Source organism: Streptomyces sp. NBC_00631 (assembly GCF_045206895.1).
In the GTDB taxonomy this organism is placed as follows: Bacteria; Actinomycetota; Actinomycetes; order Streptomycetales; family Streptomycetaceae; genus Streptomyces.
Genome location: NZ_CP107734.1, coordinates 2106172 through 2127658 on the forward strand (window position 1 = coordinate 2106172; position 21487 = coordinate 2127658).

Annotated in this window: 17 protein-coding genes and 2 pseudogenes; 7 read left to right on the forward strand and 12 right to left on the reverse strand. The window is 71.2% G+C overall.

The window, feature by feature from the left end:
* Positions 1–119: 119 nt before the first annotated feature.
* Positions 120–1112: pseudogene (locus OHB00_RS09665) on the forward strand (MFS transporter); the annotation flags it as partial.
* A gap of 64 nt (positions 1113–1176) precedes the next feature.
* Here OHB00_RS09665 and OHB00_RS09670 read toward each other — a convergent pair.
* The 3 genes from OHB00_RS09670 to fxsT all read right to left on the reverse strand — a co-directional run bounded on the left by OHB00_RS09670 (position 1177) and on the right by fxsT (position 7229).
* On the reverse strand, positions 1177–3669 hold the full coding sequence (locus OHB00_RS09670) for a tetratricopeptide repeat protein (RefSeq protein ID WP_406433255.1): 2493 nt from the start codon (positions 3667–3669) through the stop codon (positions 1177–1179).
* A 62-nt stretch (positions 3670–3731) separates the two neighbouring features.
* Positions 3732–4034 carry a hypothetical protein gene (locus OHB00_RS09675; protein WP_406433257.1) on the reverse strand — a complete coding sequence of 101 codons (303 nt, stop codon included), beginning with the start codon at positions 4032–4034 and terminating at the stop codon, positions 3732–3734.
* 198 nt (positions 4035–4232) lie between these two features.
* The gene (gene fxsT / locus OHB00_RS09680) at positions 4233–7229 is read right to left on the reverse strand and encodes an FxSxx-COOH system tetratricopeptide repeat protein (RefSeq protein ID WP_406433259.1); all 2997 of its coding nucleotides are present in this window, start codon (positions 7227–7229) and stop codon (positions 4233–4235) included.
* Positions 7230–7701: 472 nt separating this feature from the next.
* Between fxsT and OHB00_RS09685 the strand changes: the two are divergent.
* Positions 7702–8007, forward strand: a pseudogene (locus OHB00_RS09685) (MFS transporter); the annotation flags it as partial.
* Here the strand turns inward: OHB00_RS09685 and OHB00_RS09690 are convergent.
* Together OHB00_RS09690 and tuf are read right to left on the reverse strand one after the other, a co-directional pair.
* Entirely contained in the window at positions 7969–8814 is an 846-nt protein-coding gene (locus OHB00_RS09690) for a spermidine synthase (RefSeq protein ID WP_406433261.1), read from the reverse strand. The pseudogene OHB00_RS09685 and the gene OHB00_RS09690 overlap by 39 nt on opposite strands.
* Positions 8815–8941: 127 nt before the next feature.
* The gene (gene tuf / locus OHB00_RS09695; protein WP_351961252.1) at positions 8942–10111 is read right to left on the reverse strand and encodes an elongation factor Tu; all 1170 of its coding nucleotides are present in this window, start codon (positions 10109–10111) and stop codon (positions 8942–8944) included.
* A gap of 313 nt (positions 10112–10424) precedes the next feature.
* Between tuf and OHB00_RS09700 the strand changes: the two genes are divergently transcribed.
* A complete protein-coding gene (locus tag OHB00_RS09700) occupies positions 10425–11189 on the forward strand; it encodes a TVP38/TMEM64 family protein (protein WP_406433263.1) in 765 nt (254 codons plus the stop codon).
* 85 nt (positions 11190–11274) lie between these two features.
* Here the strand turns inward: OHB00_RS09700 and OHB00_RS09705 are convergent, their stop codons facing one another.
* A complete protein-coding gene (locus OHB00_RS09705; protein ID WP_406433265.1) occupies positions 11275–12447 on the reverse strand; it encodes a thiolase family protein in 1173 nt (390 codons plus the stop codon).
* A 103-nt stretch (positions 12448–12550) separates the two neighbouring features.
* On the opposite strand from OHB00_RS09705, the gene OHB00_RS09710 reads away from it, so the two are divergent.
* On the forward strand, positions 12551–13021 hold the full coding sequence (locus OHB00_RS09710; RefSeq protein WP_406433267.1) for a winged helix-turn-helix transcriptional regulator: 471 nt from the start codon (positions 12551–12553) through the stop codon (positions 13019–13021).
* A 105-nt stretch (positions 13022–13126) separates the two neighbouring features.
* On the opposite strand, the gene OHB00_RS09715 is transcribed toward OHB00_RS09710, so the two are convergent.
* Positions 13127–14056 (reverse strand): PmoA family protein, encoded by a 930-nt coding sequence (locus tag OHB00_RS09715; RefSeq protein WP_406433269.1) that lies wholly within the window; start codon positions 14054–14056, stop codon positions 13127–13129.
* On the reverse strand, positions 14053–15210 hold the full coding sequence (locus OHB00_RS09720; RefSeq protein ID WP_406433271.1) for a Gfo/Idh/MocA family protein: 1158 nt from the start codon (positions 15208–15210) through the stop codon (positions 14053–14055). The genes OHB00_RS09715 and OHB00_RS09720 overlap by 4 nt, the downstream gene beginning before the upstream one ends.
* Before the next feature lie 315 nt (positions 15211–15525).
* Here OHB00_RS09720 and OHB00_RS09725 point away from each other — a divergent pair, with 315 nt between their 5' ends.
* Positions 15526–16401, forward strand: coding sequence for an undecaprenyl-diphosphate phosphatase (locus OHB00_RS09725; RefSeq protein WP_406433273.1), 876 nt, complete (start codon positions 15526–15528; stop codon positions 16399–16401).
* A 217-nt stretch (positions 16402–16618) separates the two neighbouring features.
* Here OHB00_RS09725 and OHB00_RS09730 read toward each other — a convergent pair whose 3' ends face one another.
* Both OHB00_RS09730 and OHB00_RS09735 read right to left on the reverse strand, forming a co-directional pair.
* A complete protein-coding gene (locus tag OHB00_RS09730) occupies positions 16619–17005 on the reverse strand; it encodes a DUF4440 domain-containing protein (RefSeq protein ID WP_406433275.1) in 387 nt (128 codons plus the stop codon).
* A gap of 53 nt (positions 17006–17058) precedes the next feature.
* On the reverse strand, positions 17059–17766 hold the full coding sequence (locus tag OHB00_RS09735; protein ID WP_406433277.1) for an alpha/beta fold hydrolase: 708 nt from the start codon (positions 17764–17766) through the stop codon (positions 17059–17061).
* Positions 17767–17898: 132 nt separating this feature from the next.
* On the opposite strand from OHB00_RS09735, the gene OHB00_RS09740 reads away from it, so the two are divergent.
* Together OHB00_RS09740 and OHB00_RS09745 are read left to right on the forward strand one after the other, a co-directional pair.
* Positions 17899–18723 (forward strand): helix-turn-helix domain-containing protein, encoded by an 825-nt coding sequence (locus OHB00_RS09740; RefSeq protein WP_406433279.1) that lies wholly within the window; start codon positions 17899–17901, stop codon positions 18721–18723.
* Between the two features lie 262 nt (positions 18724–18985).
* Positions 18986–19165, forward strand: a complete 180-nt coding sequence (locus OHB00_RS09745; protein WP_406433281.1) for a hypothetical protein — start codon at positions 18986–18988, stop codon at positions 19163–19165.
* A gap of 12 nt (positions 19166–19177) precedes the next feature.
* On the opposite strand, the gene OHB00_RS09750 is transcribed toward OHB00_RS09745, so the two are convergent.
* Positions 19178–19918 carry an SDR family oxidoreductase gene (locus OHB00_RS09750; protein WP_406433283.1) on the reverse strand — a complete coding sequence of 247 codons (741 nt, stop codon included), beginning with the start codon at positions 19916–19918 and terminating at the stop codon, positions 19178–19180.
* A 296-nt stretch (positions 19919–20214) separates the two neighbouring features.
* Positions 20215–21423, reverse strand: coding sequence for a phospholipase D-like domain-containing protein (locus OHB00_RS09755; RefSeq protein ID WP_406433285.1), 1209 nt, complete (start codon positions 21421–21423; stop codon positions 20215–20217).
* Positions 21424–21487: the final 64 nt, after the last annotated feature.

A 21487-nucleotide genomic window follows, 5' to 3' on the forward strand; every position in this document is an offset into this window, starting at 1 on the left:
TGGCAAGGCGGTCTCCCGGCCGGGATAGTCGGGCGGTGACCTCCGCCTCCGACTCCCCCGGCTCCCCCGGCTCCCCCGACCTCCCCGGCACCTCCGGCGCCCCGGGCGCCCCCGCCCGCCTGCGCAGACCCGCCTGGGCGGGCCGCAACTACAGCTTGCTGACCGCGGCGGCGATCGTGACGAGCCTGGGTGCCAACGGCTCCCTGATCGCCGCCGCGTTCGCGGTGCTGGACGCGGGCGGCGACGCCGGGGACGTCGGCCTGGTGGCCGCCGCCCGCACCCTCCCGCTGGTGGTGTTCCTGCTCGTCGGCGGCGCGGTGGCGGACCGTTTCCCCCGGCACCGCGTGATGGTCGCGGCCAACACCCTCAACTTCCTCTCCCAGGGCGCCTTCGCCGTCCTCGTGCTCACCGGCGACCCCAGGCTGTGGCAGATGATGCTGCTCACCGCGCTGGGCGGCACCGGCCAGGCGTTCTTCAGCCCGGCGGCGGAGGGCATGCTGCTGTCCTCGGTGAGCGGCGAACAGGCGGGCCGCGCGTTCGCCGTGTTCCGGATGGCGATGCAGGGCGCCGCCCTCGGGGGCGCGGCTCTGGGCGGCGCGCTGGTGGCGGCGGTGGGGCCCGGCTGGGTGCTGGCGGTGGACGCGGCGGCGTTCGCGGTCGCCGGTACGCTGCGCTCGTTCCTCGACGTCAGCCATATACCGCCACGCGCCCCGGGCGAGGGGATGCTGGCCGATCTCCGGGAGGGCTGGCGGGAGTTCGTGGGGCGCCCCTGGCTGTGGGGGATCGTCGTCCAGTTCTCCCTGGCGAACGCGGTGGTGGGCGCGGCCGACGCGGTCTACGGCCCGCTGGTCGCCCGCGACAGTCTGGGCGGCCCCGGCCCGTGGGGGCTGGCGCTGGCCGCGTTCGGCGCGGGCACGGTGGCCGGTGCCCTCCTGATGACCCGCTGGAAACCCCGTCGGCTCCTGTTCGTCGGCACCCTCTGCGTCTTCCCGCTCGCGCTCCCCTCCGCGGCGCTCGCGGTGCCCGTCCCCGTGGGAGCCCTGTGCGCGGTGATGTTCGTGGCGGGCACGACGGTCGAGGTCTTCGGCGTCTCCTGGATGACCGCGCAACACCTGCGTGAATGTAGCCTTTTGGTTCGGCTGACAGCGCTGGACTTCGCGTGGCCCGTCAGCGCAGCTAGGGCTCACCTTCCGGTACGGGTTCCAACCATGTGTGGATCGTATTGAGGTTGTTCAGGTACCGGGCGGTGTCGGGGTGGTCGGGGCCGAGGGCCGCCTCACTGACGGCCAGGGCCCGCTCCTTCAGCGGCAGGGCCTCTGCATGCCGGTCCAGGTCGCTGAGGGTGCTGGCGAGGTTGTTCAGGCGTAGGGCGGTGGTGGGGTGGTCGGGGCCGAGGGCTGCCTCGGTGACGCTCAGGGCCCGCTCCTCAAGCGGCAGGGCCTCGGCATGCCGCCCCAGGTCGCTGAGGGTGCTGGCGAGGTTACCCAGGCGTAGGGCGGTGGTGGGGTGGTCGGGGCCGAGAGTCGCCTCACTGACGGCCAGGGCCCGCTCCTTCAGCGGCAGGGCCTCTGCATGCCGGTCCAGGTCGCTGAGGGTGCTGGCGAGGTTGTTCAGGCGTAGGGCGGTGGTGGGGTGGTCGGGGCCGAGGGCTGCCTCGGTGACGCTCAGGGCCCGCTCCTCAAGCGGCAGGGCCTCGGCATGCCGCCCCAGGTCGCTAAGGGTTCTGGCGAGGTTACCCAGGCAGACGGCGGTGTCGGGGTGGTCGGGGCCGAGGGCTGCCTCGGTGACGCTCAGGGCCCGCTCCTCAAGCGGCAGGGCCTCGGCATGCCGCCCCAGGGCGTTGTACGTGGCGGCGAGGTTACCCAGACGTAGGGCGGTGTCGGGGTGGTCGGGGCCGAGGGCCGCCTCACTGACGCTCAGGGCCCGCTCCTTCAGCGGCAGGGCCTCGGCATGCCGCCCCAGGGCGCTGTACGTGGCGGCGAGGTTACCCAGACGCAGGGCGGTGTCGGGGTGGTCGGGGCCGAGGGCCGCCTCACTGACGGCCAGGGCCCGCTCCTTCAGCGGCAGGGCCTCGGCATGCCGCCCCAGGTCACCGAGGGTGCTGGCGAGGTTGTTCAGGCGTAGGGCGGTGGTGGGGTGGTCGGGGCCGAGGGCTGCCTCGGTGACGCTCAGGGCCCGCTCCTCAAGCGGCAGGGCCTCGGCATGCCGTCCGAGGTCGCTGAGGGTGCTGGCGAGGTTGTTCAGGCGCAGGGCGGTGTCGGGGTGGTCGGGGCCGAGGGCCGCCTCTCTGACGGCCAAGGCCCGTTCTTCCAGCGGCAAGGCTAGAGCAGCTTGACCACGGGCCCTTAGATAGAACGCTGTTTGACCCAACAGAGCAGCTAGGTTGGCGGGCGCCTTTGTGCCGAAACGGTGTGTGCCCATGATCTGCAGGTGGGGGACCAGCTCTTGCCATGTCGGCCAGGCCTGTATCTCGTCCGGGCTGCCTGATGGCATCGCGGCGTGCAGCAGGCTCAGGGCAGCTTCGCGTGGATGGGGCCTGCTGGCCGGCTGTGACTTGCGCAGGAGGTTCCAGACCCGTCGGGTCTGCGGTTTTGGCGCACCCTCGGGTGTGGTGCTGCGCACTACGGTCTGTACGAGGCGGTGGACGGTGACCGTGTGCTCGGTGAGGGTGATCATGCTGTAGGCGGCAAGAACTCCCAGGGCCTGGTCCACTTCACGCATCGAGGGCAATGCTGTGGCGAGTACCCGGCGGGGCAAGGGGTCGGGGGCGCAGTAGGACAGGATCTGCAGCAGTTCGACGGCGTGACGGTCTTGGGCTTGTATGGCGTCGAGTGTGACGCTCCACAGTTGTGCGATGGTGCGCTGGTGAGGGTCTCCGGGAGCACTGGCGGCCAGTACACCGGTGGGATCGGTGCGCAGCTGGGTGAGGTAGTTGGTGGCGGTGGTGCGGGTCTGTGCGAGGTAGGCGCCGGCTTGTTGCAGCGCCAACGGCAGGTGCCCCAGCTCTTCGGCCAGTTCAGCAAGCTCAGCAGCATCACTATCGGCGTGACGCCCAGTGATCTCCTCAAGGACTTTCACTGAGGCTTCGGGCGTGAGGGTGCTGAGGCGTAGGGGTGTCCCAAGGTCGCGCCAGAGCAGATCACGTCGAGTGGTGACCAGGGTCTGGCCGGTGGTCAGCCGGCCGAGGTAAGGGTGGAGGTCGGCGGTTTCTTCCGCATTGTCGAAGACCAGCAGCCAGCCAGTTCGACCTTGAAGCCATGCGACGGCCCAGGCGGCGGCCTCTTCCAGTGGAAGCGCGGCGTGTACCGGGTTGAGGGCTGTGGCAAGCGAGGAAAGGCCGGTGGTGATAGTGGCTGGCGAGGATGCTTCGATCCACCACACCGGCCCGCGTCCGGCTGCCAGGTGTACATGGGCATGATGCAGGACCAGCGTGCTCTTGCCGACTCCACCCATGCCCCGCACGGTCTGTGTGACGATGCCCGTCCCCGTCGACGGCAGATCACCCAACGCGGCGAGTGCGCTGTCGCGGCCTTTGAAGACGCGACTGTCGGGAACGGGGAGGTTGTTGAGCTTCGCTATCGCCTCGGGCGGTATCGCAGATTGCAGTGCGCCGGGCGGTACGACCAGGGTGCGTTGCTCGATCCGGGCTAAATCACCTGTGGCGATCACGCCGGAACTGTGGCCCGCAGCAGCGGAACGGCCCCCCGAGGCGGGCGGTGTGGGTGTCTCGGTCATCGCTGAACGTTGCCGTTGTCCCCCGTGATGATGATCCCGGAATTGTCCTGTGTGGCCACCGACCGCGCGCCCGAAGCAGTTGACGTACCTGTAGTTGGTGTCGTCGGCGAGTTGGAGGAGCCGATCAGGGACGACGCCCAAGCTCCCAGCACACCCGCGATCACTGCGCCGGCGCCCGCTCCTGTCCCGATCCGCGTCGCCTGATCCCACGGCAGCAACAGATCACCCAGCAGCACACACAACCCGAACACCACCAACGACCCGAAGATCACCAGCAGCCAACGCCCCGTCCGACCCACCTGACGCCCCCTCACACCCGCGGACTCCCATCATCCCACCGCGCCGTGCCCAAACCACCTCAATCACGCGTCTCGAAGCCACAACTCCTGCGCTCCACCCTGGCCAAAGCGTCCATGGGCCCAGGGCGCAACACCTTGGTGGTTGTAACCCTTTGGCTCGGCTGCGAGCGGTGGACCCCGGGGTGCTCGTCAGCTCGGCTAGGGCTGATCTTCCGGTACGGGTTCCAACCGTGTGCGGAGCGCATTGAGGTTGTTCAGGTACCAGGCGGTGTCGGGGTGGCCGGAGCCCAGGGCCGCCTCGATGACGGCCAGCGCCCGCTCCGCTAGCGGCAGCGCGTCCTCAAACCGCCCCAGGTCGCTGAAGGTGCCGGCGAGGTTGTTCAGGCGCAGGGCGGTGGTGGGGTGGTCGGGGCCCAGGGCCGCTTCGGTGATCGCCAGCGCCCGCTCCTCCAACGGCAGGGCTTCCTCGTGTCGCCCCAGGTGGCTGAAGGTGCTGGCGAGGTTGTTCAGGCGCAGGGCGGTGGTGGGGTGGCCGGAGCCCAGGGCCGCCTCGCTGATCGCCAGCGCCCGCTCCTCCAACGGCAGCGCGTCCTCATACCGCCCCAGGTCGCTGAAGGTGCCGGCGAGGTTGCCCAGGCGCAGGGCGGTGGTGGGGTGGCCGGAGCCCAGGGCCGCCTCGATGACGGCCAGCGCCCGCTCCTCCAACGGCAGCGCTTCCTCGTGTCGCCCCAGGTGGCTGAAGGTGCTGGCGAGGTTGCCCAGGCGCAGGGCGGTGGTGGGGTGGTCGGGGCCCAGGGCCGCCTCGGTGATGGCCAGCGCCCGCTCCTTCAGCGGCAGGGCTTCCTCGTGTCGCCCCAGGTGGCTGAAGGTGCTGGCGAGGTTGCCCAGGCGCAGGGCGGTGGTGGGGTGGTCGGGGCCCAGGGCCGCTTCGGTGATGGCCAGCGCCCGCTCCTTCAGCGGCAGGGCTTCCTCGTGTCGCCCCAGGTGGCTGAAGGTGCTGGCGAGGTTGTTCAGGCGCAGGGCGGTGGTGGGGTGGCCGGAGCCCAGGGCCGCTTCGGTGATCGCCAGCGCCCGCTCCTCCAACGGCAGCGCGTCCTCATACCGCCCCAGGTCGCTGAAGGTGCCGGCGAGGTTGCCCAGGCGCAGGGCGGTGTCGGGGTGGCCGGAGCCCAGGGCCGCCTCGCTGATCGCCAGCGCCCGCTCCTCCAACGGCAGCGCGTCCTCATACCGCCCCAGGTGGCTGAAGGTGCCGGCGAGGTTGCCCAGGCGCAGGGCGGTGGTGGGGTGGCCGGAGCCCAGGGCCGCTTCGGTGATCGCCAGCGCCCGCTCCTCCAACGGCAGCGCGTCCTCATACCGCCCCAGGTCGCTGAAGGTGCTGGCGAGGTTGTTCAGGCGCAGGGCGGTGGTGGGGTGGCCGGAGCCCAGGGCCGCTTCGGTGATCGCCAGCGCCCGCTCCTCCAACGGCAGCGCCTGCTCATACCGCCCCAGATGGTTGAAATTTCTGGCGAGGTTGCCCAGGCGCAGGGCGGTGTCGGGGTGGTCGGGGCCCAGGGCCGCTTCGGTGATGGTCAGTGCCCGCTCCGACAGCGGCAGCGCGTCCTCATACCGCCCCAGGTCGCTGAAGGTGCTGGCGAGGTTGCCCAGGCGCAGGGCGGTGGTGGGGTGGTCGGGGCCCAGGGCCGCCTCGCTGATCGCCAGCGCCCGCTCCTCCAACGGCAGCGCGTCCTCATACCGCCCCAGGTCGCTGAAGGTGCCGGCGAGGTTGCCCAGGCGCAGGGCGGTGTCGGGGTGGTCGGGGCCCAGGGCCGCCTCGGTGATGGCCAGCGCCCGCTCCGACAGCGGCAGGGCTGGAGCAGCTTGGCCACGAGCCGATAGATAGAGCGCGGTCCGGCCCAGCAATTGAGCGACGTCAGCCGGTATCTGCGAGTCAGACCAGTGCGTGTTCGCGGCCTGAACATGCGGCACCAACTCTTGCCATACCGACCAGGACTGCACTTCCTCTGCGCGGCCTGATGGCATCGCAGCATGGAGTAGGTTCAGGGCGGCTTCGCGTGGATGGGGCCTGGTGGTCATCTGTGACTTGCGCAGGAAGTTCCAGGCCCGTCGAGGCTGAGGCTTTGGTACGCCCGCAGAAGTTGTGCCGCGCAGTACTGCCTGTACGAGGCGGTGGACGGTGACAGTGTCTTCGGTGAGGGTGATCATGCTGTAGGCAGCGAGGACACCCAGGGCCTGGTCCACTTCCCGCATCGTGGGCAAGGCTGTGGCGAGTACACGGCGGGGCAAGGGCTCGGGTGCGCAGTAGGACAGGATCTGCAGCAGTTCAACCGCGCGGCAGTCCTGGGCTTGCACGGCGTCGAGGGTGACGCTCCACAGTTGAGTGATGGTGCGCTGCTGAGGGTCTCCTGGAGCGGTGGCGGCCAGCACACCGGTGGGGTCGGCGCGCAACTGGGTGAGGTATTTGGTGGCGCTGGTGTGGGTCTGTGCAAGGTAGGCGCCGGCCTGTTGCAGGGCCAGGGGTAGGTGTCCCAGTTCTTCGGCCAGTTCAGCAAGCCCAACAGCATTACCCTCGGTGTGACGCCCAGTGATCTCCTGAAGGACTTTCACGGAGGCTTCAGGCGTCAAGGCGTTGAGGCGTAGAGGGGTGCCGAGATCGCGCCAGGGCAGATCGCGGCGGGTGGTCACCAGGGTCTGACCACTGGTCAGCCGGCCTAGGTAGGGGTGAAGGTCGGTGGGTTCTTCTGCGTTGTCGAAGACCAGCAGCCAGCCGGTACGGCCTTGGAGCCATGCGACGGCCCAGGCGGCGGCCTCGTCCAGTGGCAGCGCGGCGTGCACGGGGTTGAGGGCCGTGGCTAGGGAAGCCAGCCCGGCGATGACCATGGCTGCCGAGGACGCTTCAACCCACCACACCGGTCCATGTCCGGCCGCCAGGTGCGCGTGGGCATGGTGCAGGACAAGAGCGCTCTTACCTACTCCGCCCATACCCCGCACGGTCTGTGTGACGATGCCCGTCCCGGTCGACGGCAGTTCACTCAGCGCGGCAAGTGCGCTTTCGCGGCCTTCGAAGACACGGCTGTCGGGAACGGGGAGGTTGTTCAGCCGCGCTATCGCCTCGCTCGGCACCGCCGGTTGCAGTGCGCCGGGCGGCACGACCAAGGTGTGTTGCTCGATCCGAGCTGAATCGCCCGTGGCGATCACGCCGGAACTGTGGCCCGCAGTAGCGGAGCGGCCTCCTGACGCGGGTGGGGTTGGTGTCTCGGTCATCGCTGAACGTTGCCGTTGTCCCCCGTGATGATGACCCCGGAATTGTCCTGCGTCGCAACAGACCGCTCACCCGACGCAGTCGACCTACCCGCCGACGGAGTCGTCGGAGATCCAGCAGAGCCAATCATGGAAGACGCCCAAGCTCCCAGCACACCCGCGATCACAGCGCCGGCACCCGCCCCGGTCCCGATCCGCGTCGCCTGATCCCACGGCAGCAACAGATCACCCAGCAGCACACACAGCCCGAACACCATCAACGACCCAAAGACCACCAGCAGCCAACGCCCCGTCCGACCCATCTGACGCCCCCTCACACGCGTGGGCGCCTATCATCCCACCCCACGACGCCCAAACCACCCCGATCGTGCATCTCGGGGAGGCAACACCTGCGCCTCGTCCAAGCCGGGGCGTGCACTGGCCGAGAGCGCTGCACCAGGAGATCCCCGAGGAGAAACTCTCCCGGGTCTCGGCGTACGACTGGTTCGGCTCGGTCTCCCTGCTGCCCCTGGCGACGGCGCTGGCGGGCCCCGCCGAACAGGCCTTCGGCCGGGGCCCGGCCCTGTGGGGCTGCGCGGGCCTGGTCGTCGCCGTCACGGCCGCGGTGCTCCTCGTACCGGACGTCCGCAACCTCACCCGCCGCACGGTCCCGGTCTCCGCGCGGCCGTCGGCCGCCTCACCCGATCCCGAACGCTCCGCCGGGGGGCTCGGGTGACGGTACGGCGTCCGTGTCCCCGACCGGCCGGGCCGCGCCGACGAACTCCCGCAGCGCGGGCCCGTGTTCGACCCGCGCCGGGAAGGCGTCGGCGGCCGTACGACGGGCCAGCGCGCCGGCGTCGATCGGCCGGTGCGAGGCGACGAGCACCGCGTTCCCGAACCGCCGACCGCGCAGCACGCCCGGCTCGGCGATGAGCGCCAGCTCCTCGAAGACGGCGGCGAACGTGGCAAGTTGAGAGCGCAGGAAGCCGAAGGGGGCGGAGTCCGCGAGGTTGGCCAGGTAGACTCCGCCGGCCCGCAGCACCCGCTCCGCTTCCCGTGCGTAGCCCAGCGAGGTCAGATGGGCGGGGATCCGGGACCCCCCGAAGACGTCCGCGATCAGCACGTCCGCCGAATCGCCGGGGGCCGCTTCCAGCCAGCCCCGCGCATCGGCGGCGTGCACCGCGATCCCGGCCTGCTCCGGCAGCGGCAGATGCTCGGTGACCAGCTCCAGCAGCTCCCGGTCGGCGTCCACGACATCCTGCCGGGACCCGGGCCGGGTCGCCGCCACGTACCGGGCGAGCGTGCAGGCGCCCCCACCGAGATGCAGCACGTCCAGCGGCATTCCGGCCTCCGCCACGGCGTCCAGCACATACCCCAGGCGCCGTGCGTACTCGAACTCAAGATGCGTCGGCGCATCGAGATCCACGTACGACTGCGGTGCCCCGTCGACGGTCAGCAACCAGGCCCGCTCCCGATCGACATCGGGCATCAGCTTCGCGGTCCCGCGCTCGGTGACACGGACGACGGGTATGGATTCACTCACCCCACCATTGTCCCCCTCGCGAAGAGACCCGGCGCCCTGCCCGACGGTCACTGCGGCGCCCTGAACGGGGCGCGGGGAACTGCGCGACCGGGCCCCACCGGCCCGCAGTCCCCCAGGCACCGCGACCTCACTCCACGGAGGTCACGGTCCCCGCCCCCACCGTCCGGCCGCCCTCACGGATGGCGAACCCCAGCCCCGCCTCCAGCGGCACATCCCGCCCCAGCTCCACGGTCATCTCCACCGTGTCCCCGGGCCGGGCGACCGCCGTCTCGCCGAGGTCGACGTCCCCGACCACATCCGCCGTACGGATGTAGAACTGCGGCCGGTACCCCGTCGAGACAGGAGTCGTACGCCCCCCTTCACGCCCCGACAGGACGTACACCCGCGCCGAGAACCGGCGCGCAGGCACCACGCTCCCCGGCGCCGCCACCACATGCCCCCGCCGCACCGCGTCCCGGGGCACGCCCCGCAGCAGCAGCGCCACGTTGTCCCCGGCCTGCGCCTCGTCCATCGGCTTCCCGAAGGTCTCAAGACCGGTGACGACCGTCTCGACGTCCGCGCCGAGCACCTCGACCCGGTCCCCGACCCGCACGGTTCCTCTCTCGACCGCCCCGGTCACGACGGTCCCGCGCCCGGTGATGGTGAGCACGTTCTCCACCGGCAGCAGGAACGGCGCGTCCAGGTACCGCTCCGGCATCGGCACATACGTGTCCACCGCGTCGAGCAGCGCCTCGATCGACGCCGTCCACCGCGGGTCCCCCTCCAGCGCCTTGAGCCCGGAGACCCGTACGACGGGCACGGAGTCGCCGCCGTAGCCGTGCGCGCTGAGCAGCTCGCGGACCTCCAGCTCGACGAGTTCGACCAGCTCCTCGTCGGCCGAGTCGGCCTTGTTCAGCGCCACCACGACGTGGTCGACGCCCACCTGCCGGGCGAGCAGCACGTGTTCGGCGGTCTGCGGCATGATCCCGTCGAGCGCGGAGACGACGAGGATCGCCCCGTCCAGCTGCGCGGCCCCGGTGACCATGTTCTTGACGTAGTCGGCATGGCCGGGCATGTCCACGTGGGCGTAGTGCCGTGTGTCCGTCTCGTACTCGACGTGCGCGATGTTGATGGTGATGCCGCGAGCGGCCTCCTCGGGGGCCCGGTCGATGCGGTCGAACGGCACGAACGTGCCGGTGCCGCGCTCGGCGAGGACCTTGGTGATGGCGGCGGTCAGGGTGGTCTTGCCGTGGTCGACATGGCCCATCGTGCCGATGTTGAGATGCGGTTTGGTGCGGACGTATGCCGTCTTGGGCATGGCTGTACCTCGAAGCGTGTCCGTAGGAAGCGCGGGGACCCCGGAGAACTGGCCGACCCTCCCCCTGCGGGGTCCGCCGGACTTTCCGGAGAGGGTCAGCTTCGGGCGCCGTCGACAGCGGCCGCGAGAACGGGAACGGCAGCCTTCGGCGCATCCGCGACTGCGGATGCTGCGACGAGGAAGGCGAACCGGAACATGACACAGATCATGGCGGACGCATCGCCCCACGTCGAACGGTTTTCGTGGCGTCGTTTCCGCCCAAGGGACGGGAACCATACGGCGATCACACATCGGCTTCGGTTAGTGTCACCGAATGCTCGATGCCAACCGCTCTGGCACCGCCACGGCCCCTCCCCGGGTCGCCGCCACGGAGCTGACCATCACCGTGCCCGCTTCGGTGAGCCTCGGCGCGCGCTGCACGCGCGTGCTGCTGTCGCCGTGGTCCCGGCTGTCCCTGCTCGTCGCCCTGCTGGCGGCGGCCGCGTCGTCGGTGCTGCTCTTCGATCCCCAGAAGCTGCTGACGCAGGGCTGGCCACCACAGGTGGCCGGCGCCACCGCGGTCGTGATCTTCGCCGTGGCGTACGGCCTGATCACGGTGGCGTTCGTGCCCCGGCCGTTCCTGAACCTCGCGGCCGGCGCGGTGTTCGGCTCGGCGTCGGGCATGGGCGCGGCCATGGCCGGCACCGTGCTCGGGGCATGGATCTCCTTCGCGCTCGGCCGGATGCTCGGCCAGGAGGCGCTGCGTCCGCTGCTGCGCGGCCGGTTGCTGAAGGCGGCGGACAACCAGTTCAGCAGGCACGGCTTCCGCTCGATGCTGGCGGTACGGCTGTTCCCCGGCGTCCCGTTCTGGGCCGCGAACTACGCGGCCGCCGTCTCCCGCATGCGATACACCCCGTTCCTGGTCGCGACTGCGCTGGGCTCGATCCCGAACGTGGCCGCGTACGTGGTGGCCGGCGCCCGCGCCTCGACACCGACGTCCCCGGTGTTCCTGATCTCGGTGGCGGCGATCGTCGTACCTGCGGTGGCCGGAGCGGTGGTGGCGTGGCGGAAGCGCCACCACCTGCGCAGCGCCCCGTAGGGGCGCGGGGAACTGCGCGACCAGCCACAACGACGCAGCAGCCGCCCGACGACACCACGCGGCACCCCCCCTGGGCGCACGTCCCCTACCGAACCGCCTCCAGAATCATCGCGTTCGCCAGCCCACCCGCCTCACACATCGTCTGCAGGCCGAAGCGAGCGCCGCGTTCCCGCATCGCATGCACCAGCGTCGTCGTCAGCCGAGTCCCGCTCGCCCCCAGCGGATGCCCGAGGGCGATGGCCCCACCGTGCACGTTCACCTTGCCGAGATCCGCCCCGGTCTCCTGCCGCCAGGCCAGCACCACGCTGGAGAACGCCTCGTTCACCTCGAACAGGTCGATGTCCCCGATGCCGAGCCCGGCCCGCCGCAGCACCTTCTCCGTCGCCGGGATCACGCCGGTCAGCATGAGCAACGGGTCGGAGCCGGTCACGGCGAACGCGTGCAGCCGGGCCAGCGGCCGCAGCCCGAGCCGCGCCGCGGTCTCGCCGGACGTGATGAGCACGGCGGAGGCGCCGTCGTTGATCGGGCTGGCGTTGCCCGCCGTGACGTTCCACTCGATCTGCGGGAACCGCTCGGCGAACCCGGGGTCGTAGTAGGCGGGCTTGAGGCCGGCCAGGATCTCGGCGGTGGTGCCGGGTCGTACCGACTCGTCACGGGCCACGCCCTCCAGCGGCGCGACCTGCGCGTCGAAGAGCCCCGCCTCCCAGGCGGCCGCCGCCTTCTGGTGCGAGGAGACCGCGAAGGCGTCCATCTCGGCCCGCGAGATCGACCACTTGGCCGCGATGAGCTCGGCGCTGATCCCCTGCGGGACCAGGCCCTCCGGGTAGCGTGCGGCGACTCCGGGGCCGAAGGGGTCCTTGCCGGCCGGCACGTTGGACCACATCGGTACCCGGCTCATCGACTCGACGCCACAGGCGACGACGATGTCGTAGGCACCGGACATGACACCCTGTGCGGCGAAGTGCACGGCCTGCTGGGAGGAGCCGCACTGGCGGTCCACCGTGGTCGCCGGGACCGTCTCGGGGAAGCCCGCGGACAGGACGGCGTACCGGGTGGTGTTCATCGCCTGCTCGCCGACCTGGTCGACGGTGCCGCCGATCACGTCGTCGACGAGGGCGGGGTCGACGCCGGAGCGCTCGACGAGGGTGCGCAGGGTGTGGGCGAGGAGTTCGACGGGGTGGACGTGTGCCAGGGACCCGTTCGGCCTGCCCTTCCCGACGGGGGTGCGTACGGCTTCGACGATGACTGCGTCACGCATCACGGGGGCCTCGATTGCCAGTCTCGATTACCGGTGAGTAGGAAAACCGAACTCACCATAACTCTGAGAGTTGGAAAATCCAACCCTCCACTAGACTGTCCTCATGGCCGCGCCCAAGCACCCCCGACCGTGTTCGATCGCCGACACCCTGGCACTGGTCGGCGAGAAGTACTCCCTGCTGGTCCTGAGAGAGGTGTGCCTGGGCAACGGCCGCTTCGACCAGCTGGTGCGCAACATCGGCGCGCCTCGCGACATCCTGGCCACCCGGCTGCGCCGCCTCGTCGACGCCGGGATCCTCACCAAACGCGTCTACAGCGAGCGGCCGCAGCGCTTCGAGTACCGGGCCACGCAGGCGGGTCTCGAACTGGAGCCGGTCCTCATGACCCTCATGGCCTGGGGCGACCGCCATCTCCACCCGGACGGCGACCGCCCCATGGTGATCGAGCACAGCTGCGGGAAGCCGCTCGCCCCGGTCGTCACCTGCGTGGCCTGCGGCGACCAGGTGCGGCACGAGGACCTGACGGCCCACCCGCAGGCACCGGGCTGGACCGTCACCGGACCGGAAGCCGCCTGAGCCGCCCACTCCTCCGGCGGAAGAGGCCGAGCCGTCCACGGAGCCCGAACCCGCCCACCTCATGCCACCGCGTCCCGGCCGCCACGCACGTGGCCTCCCCGGCGCTCACCAGGGATGCGCCTCCAGGTACTTGGCGATGTCCGCACGCTCCCAGCCGCCGTCGGCGACGACGACCCGGTAGCGGCGCCGGAGGGTGTCGCCGGGGGCCAGTTCCAGCTCGTCGTGGAAGGCCCAGGAGGGAGCGATGCCGGCGAACGGGTCGTTGCGCACGAACCAGTGCGCGGGATGGCCGCCGTCGGTGCCCGAGTGGTCGTTCTCCGGGGCGTGTTCGACGACGACGGTGGCATGGCCGTCGACGCCGTCGTGCTCCCCGGCCAGGGCCAGCCAGGACGACTGGGAGCCCATCAGCTCCGGACCCTCCCCCTGCGGGCCGATGACCCGGCCGTCCCGGAAGGCGCGCGGACCGCGCCAGAACAGGCCGGTGTAGCCCGCCTGTTCTCGCCCGGCCGTGGTCGGGCTCCCGAACAGCAGCGGCTCGGCACGGCAGTTGGTGATCTCGCTGGTCCAGGTGAGCGCCCAGGAACGCGCCTCGGGATCCACGTCATGGACCTCGATACGGCGCCGCTCCTGCGCCCACAGCGTCCCGTCGTAGGGATGCCAGGTCAGCCGCTCCGCGACGACCGTCCGGCCGTCGGCGGACGACAGTTCGTCGAAGCCGGCGTGCCGCATCGAGCCGACGCGTTCCGGGATGGCCACGTAACCCTGGCCGTGGACATAGGAGTTGCCGCCCCACAGGTTCGCACCCGACAGGTGCGAGGCGGTCAGGGAGAGGCCCTTGTGCCAGCGGTGGTCATTGGGCCGGTAGTCGGTGACGACGTCTCCGGCGAGGGTGCGCACCGGGTGCAGGTAGGGCCGCGACGCCTCCCAGGCCGCCTCGGGCCGGTAGACGTATGAGAAGAGCTGCACCCCGGTGACCGGCTCGGTCACGGTGACCCGGTCGCCGTGGGTGTGCGTGATCCGCAGCTCGCCGCTCACGCTGACACCTCCTCGCGCTCGGCCGGCGCCCAGCCCGGGGCACCCCCGTGCAGAGCCGTGTAATAAGGATCACCCGGACCGATCTCGCCCGCGCGGACGGTCGTGTCGGTGAACGCCGCCTTGTACAGCGCGGTGATCAGCTCCAGGCTGGTGCGCCCGTCGGTGCCGCTGCTGCGCGGCCGCTCCCCCGCCCGCATGGCGGCGATCAGCTCGCGCAGCTGGGCCAGGTGCGAGCTGGGCACGTCCGGGCCGAAGTCCTGCCAGGCCGCAGCCTCTTCGGCGGGGACACCGGGTGCCGGGGTGATGCGCCAGTTCTCGTTGGCGTGGCCGTAGAGGTGGGTCAGTTCGACCGTCGCGCGCTCGCAGTCGATGCGGATGCGGCTGACCTCGTCGGGGCTGAGCACACTGTTCACGATGGTGGCCAGGGCGCCGTTCGGGAACCGGACCAGGGCGGTGGAGACGTCCTCGGTCTCCACGTCGTGCACCAGCCGGCCGGCCATCGCCCGCACCTCGCTCCACGGCCCCAGCAGGTCGAGCAGCAGATCCATCTGGTGGATGCCGTGGCCCATCGCCGGACCGCCGCCCTCGGTCGCCCAGCGGCCCCGCCAGGGCACCGCGTAGTACGCAGTGTCCCGGTACCAGGTGGTCTGGCAGTGGGCGACCAGCGGGCGCCCCAGCGCCCCCTCGGCCAGCAGCCGCCGTACATGGGTGGACCCGGAACCGAACCGGTGCTGGAAGACGATCGAGGCGTACGGCCCGCCGTCCGTGCCCTCCTCCGCCTCGACCGCGTCGAAGTCGGCGAGGCTCGGCACGGGCGGCTTCTCGCACCACACCCAGGCACCGGCCCGCAGCGCGGCCAGTGTCTGGTCCCGGTGCAGGGTCGGCGGGGTGCCGATGGTGACCAGGTCGGGCCGCTGTTCGGCGAGCATCCGGTCAAGGTCGGTGTAGGCGTGCGGAATGCCGCCCTCGGCGCAGAACGCCTCGACCGCGGTGGCATCGATGTCGACGGCGGCGACGACCTCGGTCTCGCCCTCCGCGGCCAGCTGGGCGAGGGCGGGCAGATGCGAGCCGCGCCCGATGGCGCCGGCGCCGACGACGGCCGCCCGGACGCGCCGGCCGGTGAAGGGGGCTGCTGAGCGGGGCGAGCGGGGCATGGGCGTGATCAGCACTCCTCGGGCGTGTACCGGCGATGGGCGAACTCCCGCCCGAAGTGCGCCGCACACGCACCCCTCTGTGCGGGAGCAAGCGCTTTCTCCTGCTGAAACGTAAGCGTCGGCACCTTGACCGGTCAACACCCCCGGCGGTCCGGCCACCTGCCGAACCCCCTGTGTCCCCGCTGTCGCCCGGCCCGCTAGGCTGCCGTTGCGCGCGCATGATCACGTGCGCCCGCGTGCTCACGCGCAGCCGTGTGATGGCGTGCGGCCGCGCGACCGCCAGCCCCTTCCACACCCCTGGGACGCCGTACCTTCATGTCTTGGTTTGAATCGCTGGTCCTCGGCCTCGTCCAGGGGCTGACCGAGTTCCTGCCCGTCTCCTCCAGCGCGCATCTACGGCTGACCGCGGCCTTCTCCGGCTGGAAGGACCCCGGTGCCGCCTTCACCGCGATCACCCAGATCGGCACGGAGACCGCGGTGCTGATCTACTTCCGCAAGGACATCGGTCGGATCGTCTCGGCCTGGTTCCGGTCGCTGTTCGACAAGGCGCGGCGGCGGGACCACGACGCCCAGATGGGCTGGCTGGTGATCATCGGCTCGATCCCGATCGGTCTGCTGGGCGTGACGCTGAAGGACCAGATCGAGGGCCCGTTCCGGGACCTCCGCATCACCGCGACCATGCTCATCGTCATCGGCATCGTCATCGGCATCGCCGACCGGCTCGCCGCCCGCGACGAGACGGGCGGCCGGCACCGGGCGCCCAAGCAGCGCAAGACGCTGGAGAACCTCGGGGTCAAGGACGGCCTGATCTACGGCCTCTGCCAGGCCTGCGCCCTGATCCCCGGCGTCTCCCGCTCCGGCGCCACCATCAGCGGCGGCCTGTTCATGGGCTACAAGCGCGAGGCGGCGGCCCGCTACTCCTTCCTGCTCGCCATCCCGGCCGTGCTGGCCTCCGGCGCCTTCGAGGTCAAGGACTCGGTGAGCGAGGGCCAGGTGGCCTGGGGCCCCACGCTGTTCGCGACGGTGATCGCGTTCGCGTCCGGCTATGCGGTGATCGCATGGTTCATGAAGTGGATCTCCAACAAGAGCTTCATGCCGTTCGTCTGGTACCGCATCGCCCTCGGCATCGTCATCATCGCCCTGGTCTCCGCGGACGTCCTGAGCCCGCACGCGGCGGAGTCGGCGAGCTAGACGCTCCGCGGGAAACGCCGGACCGGGCCGGCGATCGGCCGCGGCTTCGTCGTGGCCGGCCACCCGGTTCCCCGCGCCCCTTCGGGACGCGGCGCGCACTCGGCCATGGTCGACGGCGGGTGTCCCCTGGAAACGCCGGACCGGGCCGGCACGCGGCCGCGGCTTCGTCGTGGCCGGTCGCGCCGTTCCCCGCGCCCCTTCGGGACGCGGCGGACGCTCAGGCATGGTCGGCGGCCGGTGTCCCCTGGTGGTAGTACATGCGCCAGCCCGTCTCCGTGAACCGCCACAGGGAGCTGCGCCAGGCCCGGCGGCCCTGGTTGTCCGCGAAGTAGGTGAGGTGCACGATGCCCGGGGCCAGTACGGTCCCGGACATCTCGCTCACCTCGACCGGTGACTCCGGGGACACCGATCCGCCGCTGGTCACCGTCAGGATCGAGGTGGCGTCCCAGCGCCGGCCGGACACGCCGACCTCGGTGAACTCCGGATCGAGCGACTCCAGGACAAGGGCGGGCGAGGCGCGCACCTCGGGATCGAGGAGCCGCAGTTCCGCGGCCACGGCCGCCTGTACCGCCCGCTCGTTCTCGGCCTGGTTCCCGTCCGTCATGGACTGACCCTACGGACACCTCGCCGCCCCGGCCCAGTGAATATCCCGCGGGATCAGCCCAGCTTGAGCAGAAGCTCGGCGAGTCCGGCCGGCATGGTGATCATGGAGTCGTGGCCGGTGGGCAGTTCCCACGCCGGCTGGGCCGCGGGGACCGGACGGCGGGCGACGCCCTCCGGGACGTTCGCCACACAGTGGATGTGGGTCCGCGGGATCGTGTGCACGGCCGGATCGTCCAGGCGCACCGGCTGCTGGAAGCTGAGCACCGCCTGGTCGGACAGCATGGTGCGCAGCCACGCCACATCCGCCGCCTCGGTCACCCCGAACAGCCCGTACGGCGGCGGCAGTTCGGGCAGCGGCGGAACCCGCCAGCCGCTGTCGGACGCGAGCGCCCGGTCGATCAGGGCCCGGGTCACGGGCTGGATGTCCGCCGCGGTCTCGCCGTGTTCCGGAACCATGGCGTCGAGGTAGACCAGGTGCCCGACGCGGTCCGGGACTTCGTTGGCCACGGACGAGACGACCAGCCCCGCGTAGCTGTGTCCGACGAGGACGACGTCGGTGAGGCCCTCGTCCCTGATCAGCCCGACGATGTCGGCCACATGGATGTCGAGGCCGACGTCCGGGCCGAGCAGCCGGGTCTTCTCGCCGTGACCGGTCAGGTCGGGCGCGTACACCCGGTGCCCGGCGGCCGTCAGCAAGGGGACCACCCGCTCCCAGCACTCCCCGCTGTGCCAGGCACCGTGTACCAGCAGATACGTCGACATGATCGCGCTCCTCGGTTGCTCGTCGCCGTCGACGGCCACGCTCGCGGCCCGGCGCCGCCCGGGGCAGAGCCCCGGTGATCCTGGGGGTGACAGGACCAGGCAGCAGCGAGGCGGCCGCATTACGGTGGCGGGATGACCGACGAACCGAACCTGCTGGGCGCCTACGTGCGCGCCCGCCGCGAGCTGGTCACGCCGGAGCAGGTCGGCATTCCCGTGCTGGGGGTGCGGCGGGTGCCCGGACTGCGCCGGGAGGAGGTCGCGATGCTGGCCGGCATCAGCGCCGACTACTACCTGCGCCTGGAGCAGGGACGCGACCGCAATCCCTCCGTGCAGGTCCTGGAGTCCCTCGCCCGCGTACTGCGGCTCGACGAGGACGCGACGGCGTATCTGCTGCGGCTCGGCGCCGACCGGCCCCGCCGGCGTCGGCGCCGAGCCCGCACGGAGACCGTCCCGCCGGGCATGGCCCAGCTGATCGCCGCCCTCCCGCTGCCCGCGCTCGTCGAGGGCCGCTACTTCGACGTCCTCGCCGTCAACGCCATGGCGACCGCGCTGTCACCGCGCTTCTCGGTCGGCGCCAACCGGCTGCGCGACATCTTCCTCGACCCTGCCGAGCAGGCCCTGCATCCCGGCTGGGAGGAGGCCGGTGCCGGCATGGTCGCCGGCTTCCGCCGCTCCGTCGGGACCGACACGGACGACCCCCGTGTCATCGACCTGGTCGGTGAACTCTCCCTGGCCAGCCCGCACTTCACGCGCCTGTGGGCCCGTCACGACGTGGCGTCCTGCGACGGCGCGGCCAAAGTCGTCGACCACCCCCAGGTCGGGCGCCTGCGGCTGAACCGGGAACGGCTGGACGTCAGCGGCACGGTGGGGCAGACGCTCGTCGTCTACCATCCGGACCCCGGCAGCGACAGCGCGGAGAAGCTGGCGCTGCTCGCCGCGGCGCTGCCGTCGGTGTGAGGACGGCAGGAGGACGGCCGGGTGCCGTGTCTCGGCCAACCCTCGGCTTCCGTGATTTTCCTGGGGTTTGGGATCGCCGCACCGGCTCCGGCGAGGGCGAAGGCCCGCACCGGGCCGCACGGCCCGATCGGTGCCGCGCACGTCGGCCTGGCAAATGCCAAGGCGTGGCCGTCCGCCCGCCGCATCGCCCGTGACCAACCCCATACGGTCTGCGTAGTGGCCCGGTAGCGCACGGTCAGTTCTTGCCCCTAGGCTGTTCGGTATGTCCCCCGATTCCCGAACCCCTGGTTCCGTGCGGTCTGCTGCCGAGGTCAACGAGCACATCCGGGCGCTGTGGCTGCGTACGGGCGGAACGCTGTCGGCCCAGGACCGGACGGAGTACGAACTGCTGGTGGTCGAGTGGGCCGAGGCGATCCGCGAGCAGATCATCGAGGCGGCCTGACCGGCTGAGGGTTCAGCGGCCGCCGGAGACCCGCAGCACCGTGCCGGTCGTGTAGGAGGCCTCGGGCGACAGTAGCCAGGCGATCGCGGCGGCGATCTCCTCGGGCCGGCCGGCGCGGCCCAACGGCGTGGTGGCACCGACCCGTTCGGCCCGGCCGGGGTCGCCCATCGCCGCGTGGATCTCCGTCTCGATCACGCCGGGCGCCACCGCGTTGACCCGTACGCCGTCCGGGCCGAGTTCCTTGGCGAGGCCCACGGTGAGGGTGTCGACGGCCGCCTTGGTCGCCGCGTAGTGGACGTATTCGCCGGGGCTTCCGAGGGTGGCCGCCGCCGAGGACACGTTCACGATCGCGCCGTTCCCGCGCGGCCCCATCAGCCGGGCCGCCCGGCGTGAACACAGCAGCACGCCCAACAGGTTGATCTCCACGACCCGGCGCAGATCCGCGGTCTCCGCGTCGGCCAGCCGCCCGAACGGCCCGGTCACGGCGGCGTTGTTCACCAGCCCGGTGACAGCGCCCAGTTCCCGCTCGGCGGTGTCGAACAGCCGCTCCACGTCGGCCTCCACGGACGTGTCCACCTGAACGACGGCGCACCGGGCCCCGGCCTCGCGCGCCCCCTCCGCGACCGCCTCGGCGGCGCCGGCGTCCCGGAGGTAACCGATCGCCAGATCGTGCCCGCCGCCCGCGAGCCGCAGGCAGGTCGCGGCGCCGATCCCCCGGCTGCCACCGGTGACCACCGTGACGGGACGTGCCATCGCCGACAACCTCTCCTCGGACCGACCGGACGGCGATCTTACGACTGTGGACGCGCGGACACCCAGTCCGCCACAGGCTACGGCCGCTCCTCGGGCAACAGGCCGGCTGCCGGCTCGACGTCACCGGCCCGCGCCACCTCATGGAGCCGGGCCGCGAGCGGGATCACATCCGTGATGCCGACGATCCGGTCGTCGGCGTACCCGGCGGCCTCCGCAGGATCGTGTGCTTCGGCCAGAAAGGCACTTGACCAGCACGAAGGCCGCGAGGGTGAGGGTGAGAAGGCGCCGGGAAACATTCACAGAAAGCGGCGGACAGGGAGGACGGCCGCTTCCTTGACACGTTGCAGGAAAGCTCGTCGTCTCCACCGCGTGGGGTCGATGTCCACGCTGCGTTCGAGGTCCGCGTCGTAGTCGCGGTCGAGTCGTGCGGTGAACTCCTCGTCGAGGACCGCGAGCATGACCTCCTCGTCGTGGTCCATGGAACGCCGGTTGAAGTTGGTGGATCCGATGAGCGAGGCGACACCGTCCACCGTGATGATCTTCGCGTGCATCATGGTCGGCTGGTACTGACGGATCCGTACGCCCGCCTCCAGCAGCCGCGTGTAGTGGTGTTGGCCGGCGAGCCGGCAAGCGCGCTGGTCGGTGTGTGGACCGGGCAGCAGGATCTCGACCCGCACGCCGCGCCGGGCGGTCTCGCCCAGCAGCCCGATGAAGTAGTCGTCGGGGGCGAAGTAGGCGGTGGCCAGCCGGACGCGTTCCTCGGCGGAGGCGAGCACGACCCGGATGAGGGTCTGCATGTCCTGCCAGCCGATGCTCGCGGAGCCCCGGACCACCTGCACCACCGACGAGCCTGGCTGCGGGTGCGGTGCGAAACGGTCACGGTCGTCGAAGAGTTCGTCGTGGCACTCCGCCCAGTTCTGAGCGAACGCGGCCGCGATGCCGTCCACGGCCGGACCGCGTACCCGGACGTGGGTGTCGCGCCACTCGGCGGGGGTGCGGGCGTCGCCGCACCATTCCTCGGCGATGCCGACGCCGCCGGTGAAGGCGGTGTGCTCGTCGACGACGAGGGCCTTGCGGTGACAGCGGTGGTTCTGCTTGAACGGCGACAGCCACACGGGCCTGCGGAACCAGGCCACCTGCACGCCCGCATCGCTCATCAGATCCAGCAGCCGACGCTCGATCTCCTTGGCGCCGAAGCCGTCGAGGAGCAGCCGCACGCGTATCCCGGCGCGGGCGCGGTCGGCCAGGACCGCGGCGAAGTCCTGGGCGACCTTTCCACGCCAGTACACGAACGTCATCATGTCGACGGTGTGCCGGGCGGAGCCGATCGCCTCCAGCATGGCGGGGAAGATCTCGTCGCCGTTGCGCAGTGGGAGCAGTTCGTTGCCTTCGGTGGCGGCCACTCCGATGAGCCGTTCCAGACGGCGCCGCAGGCGCTGCTTGCGCGCCGCGGCGTCGGGCCCGGTGCCGGAGACGGAGGCTGCCGGTATGCCGTCGAGTATCACGCCGAATCTCCCACTGGACCGTCGAGAACGGATGTCAGGGGCTCGGCGCGGGCCGAGCCCGACC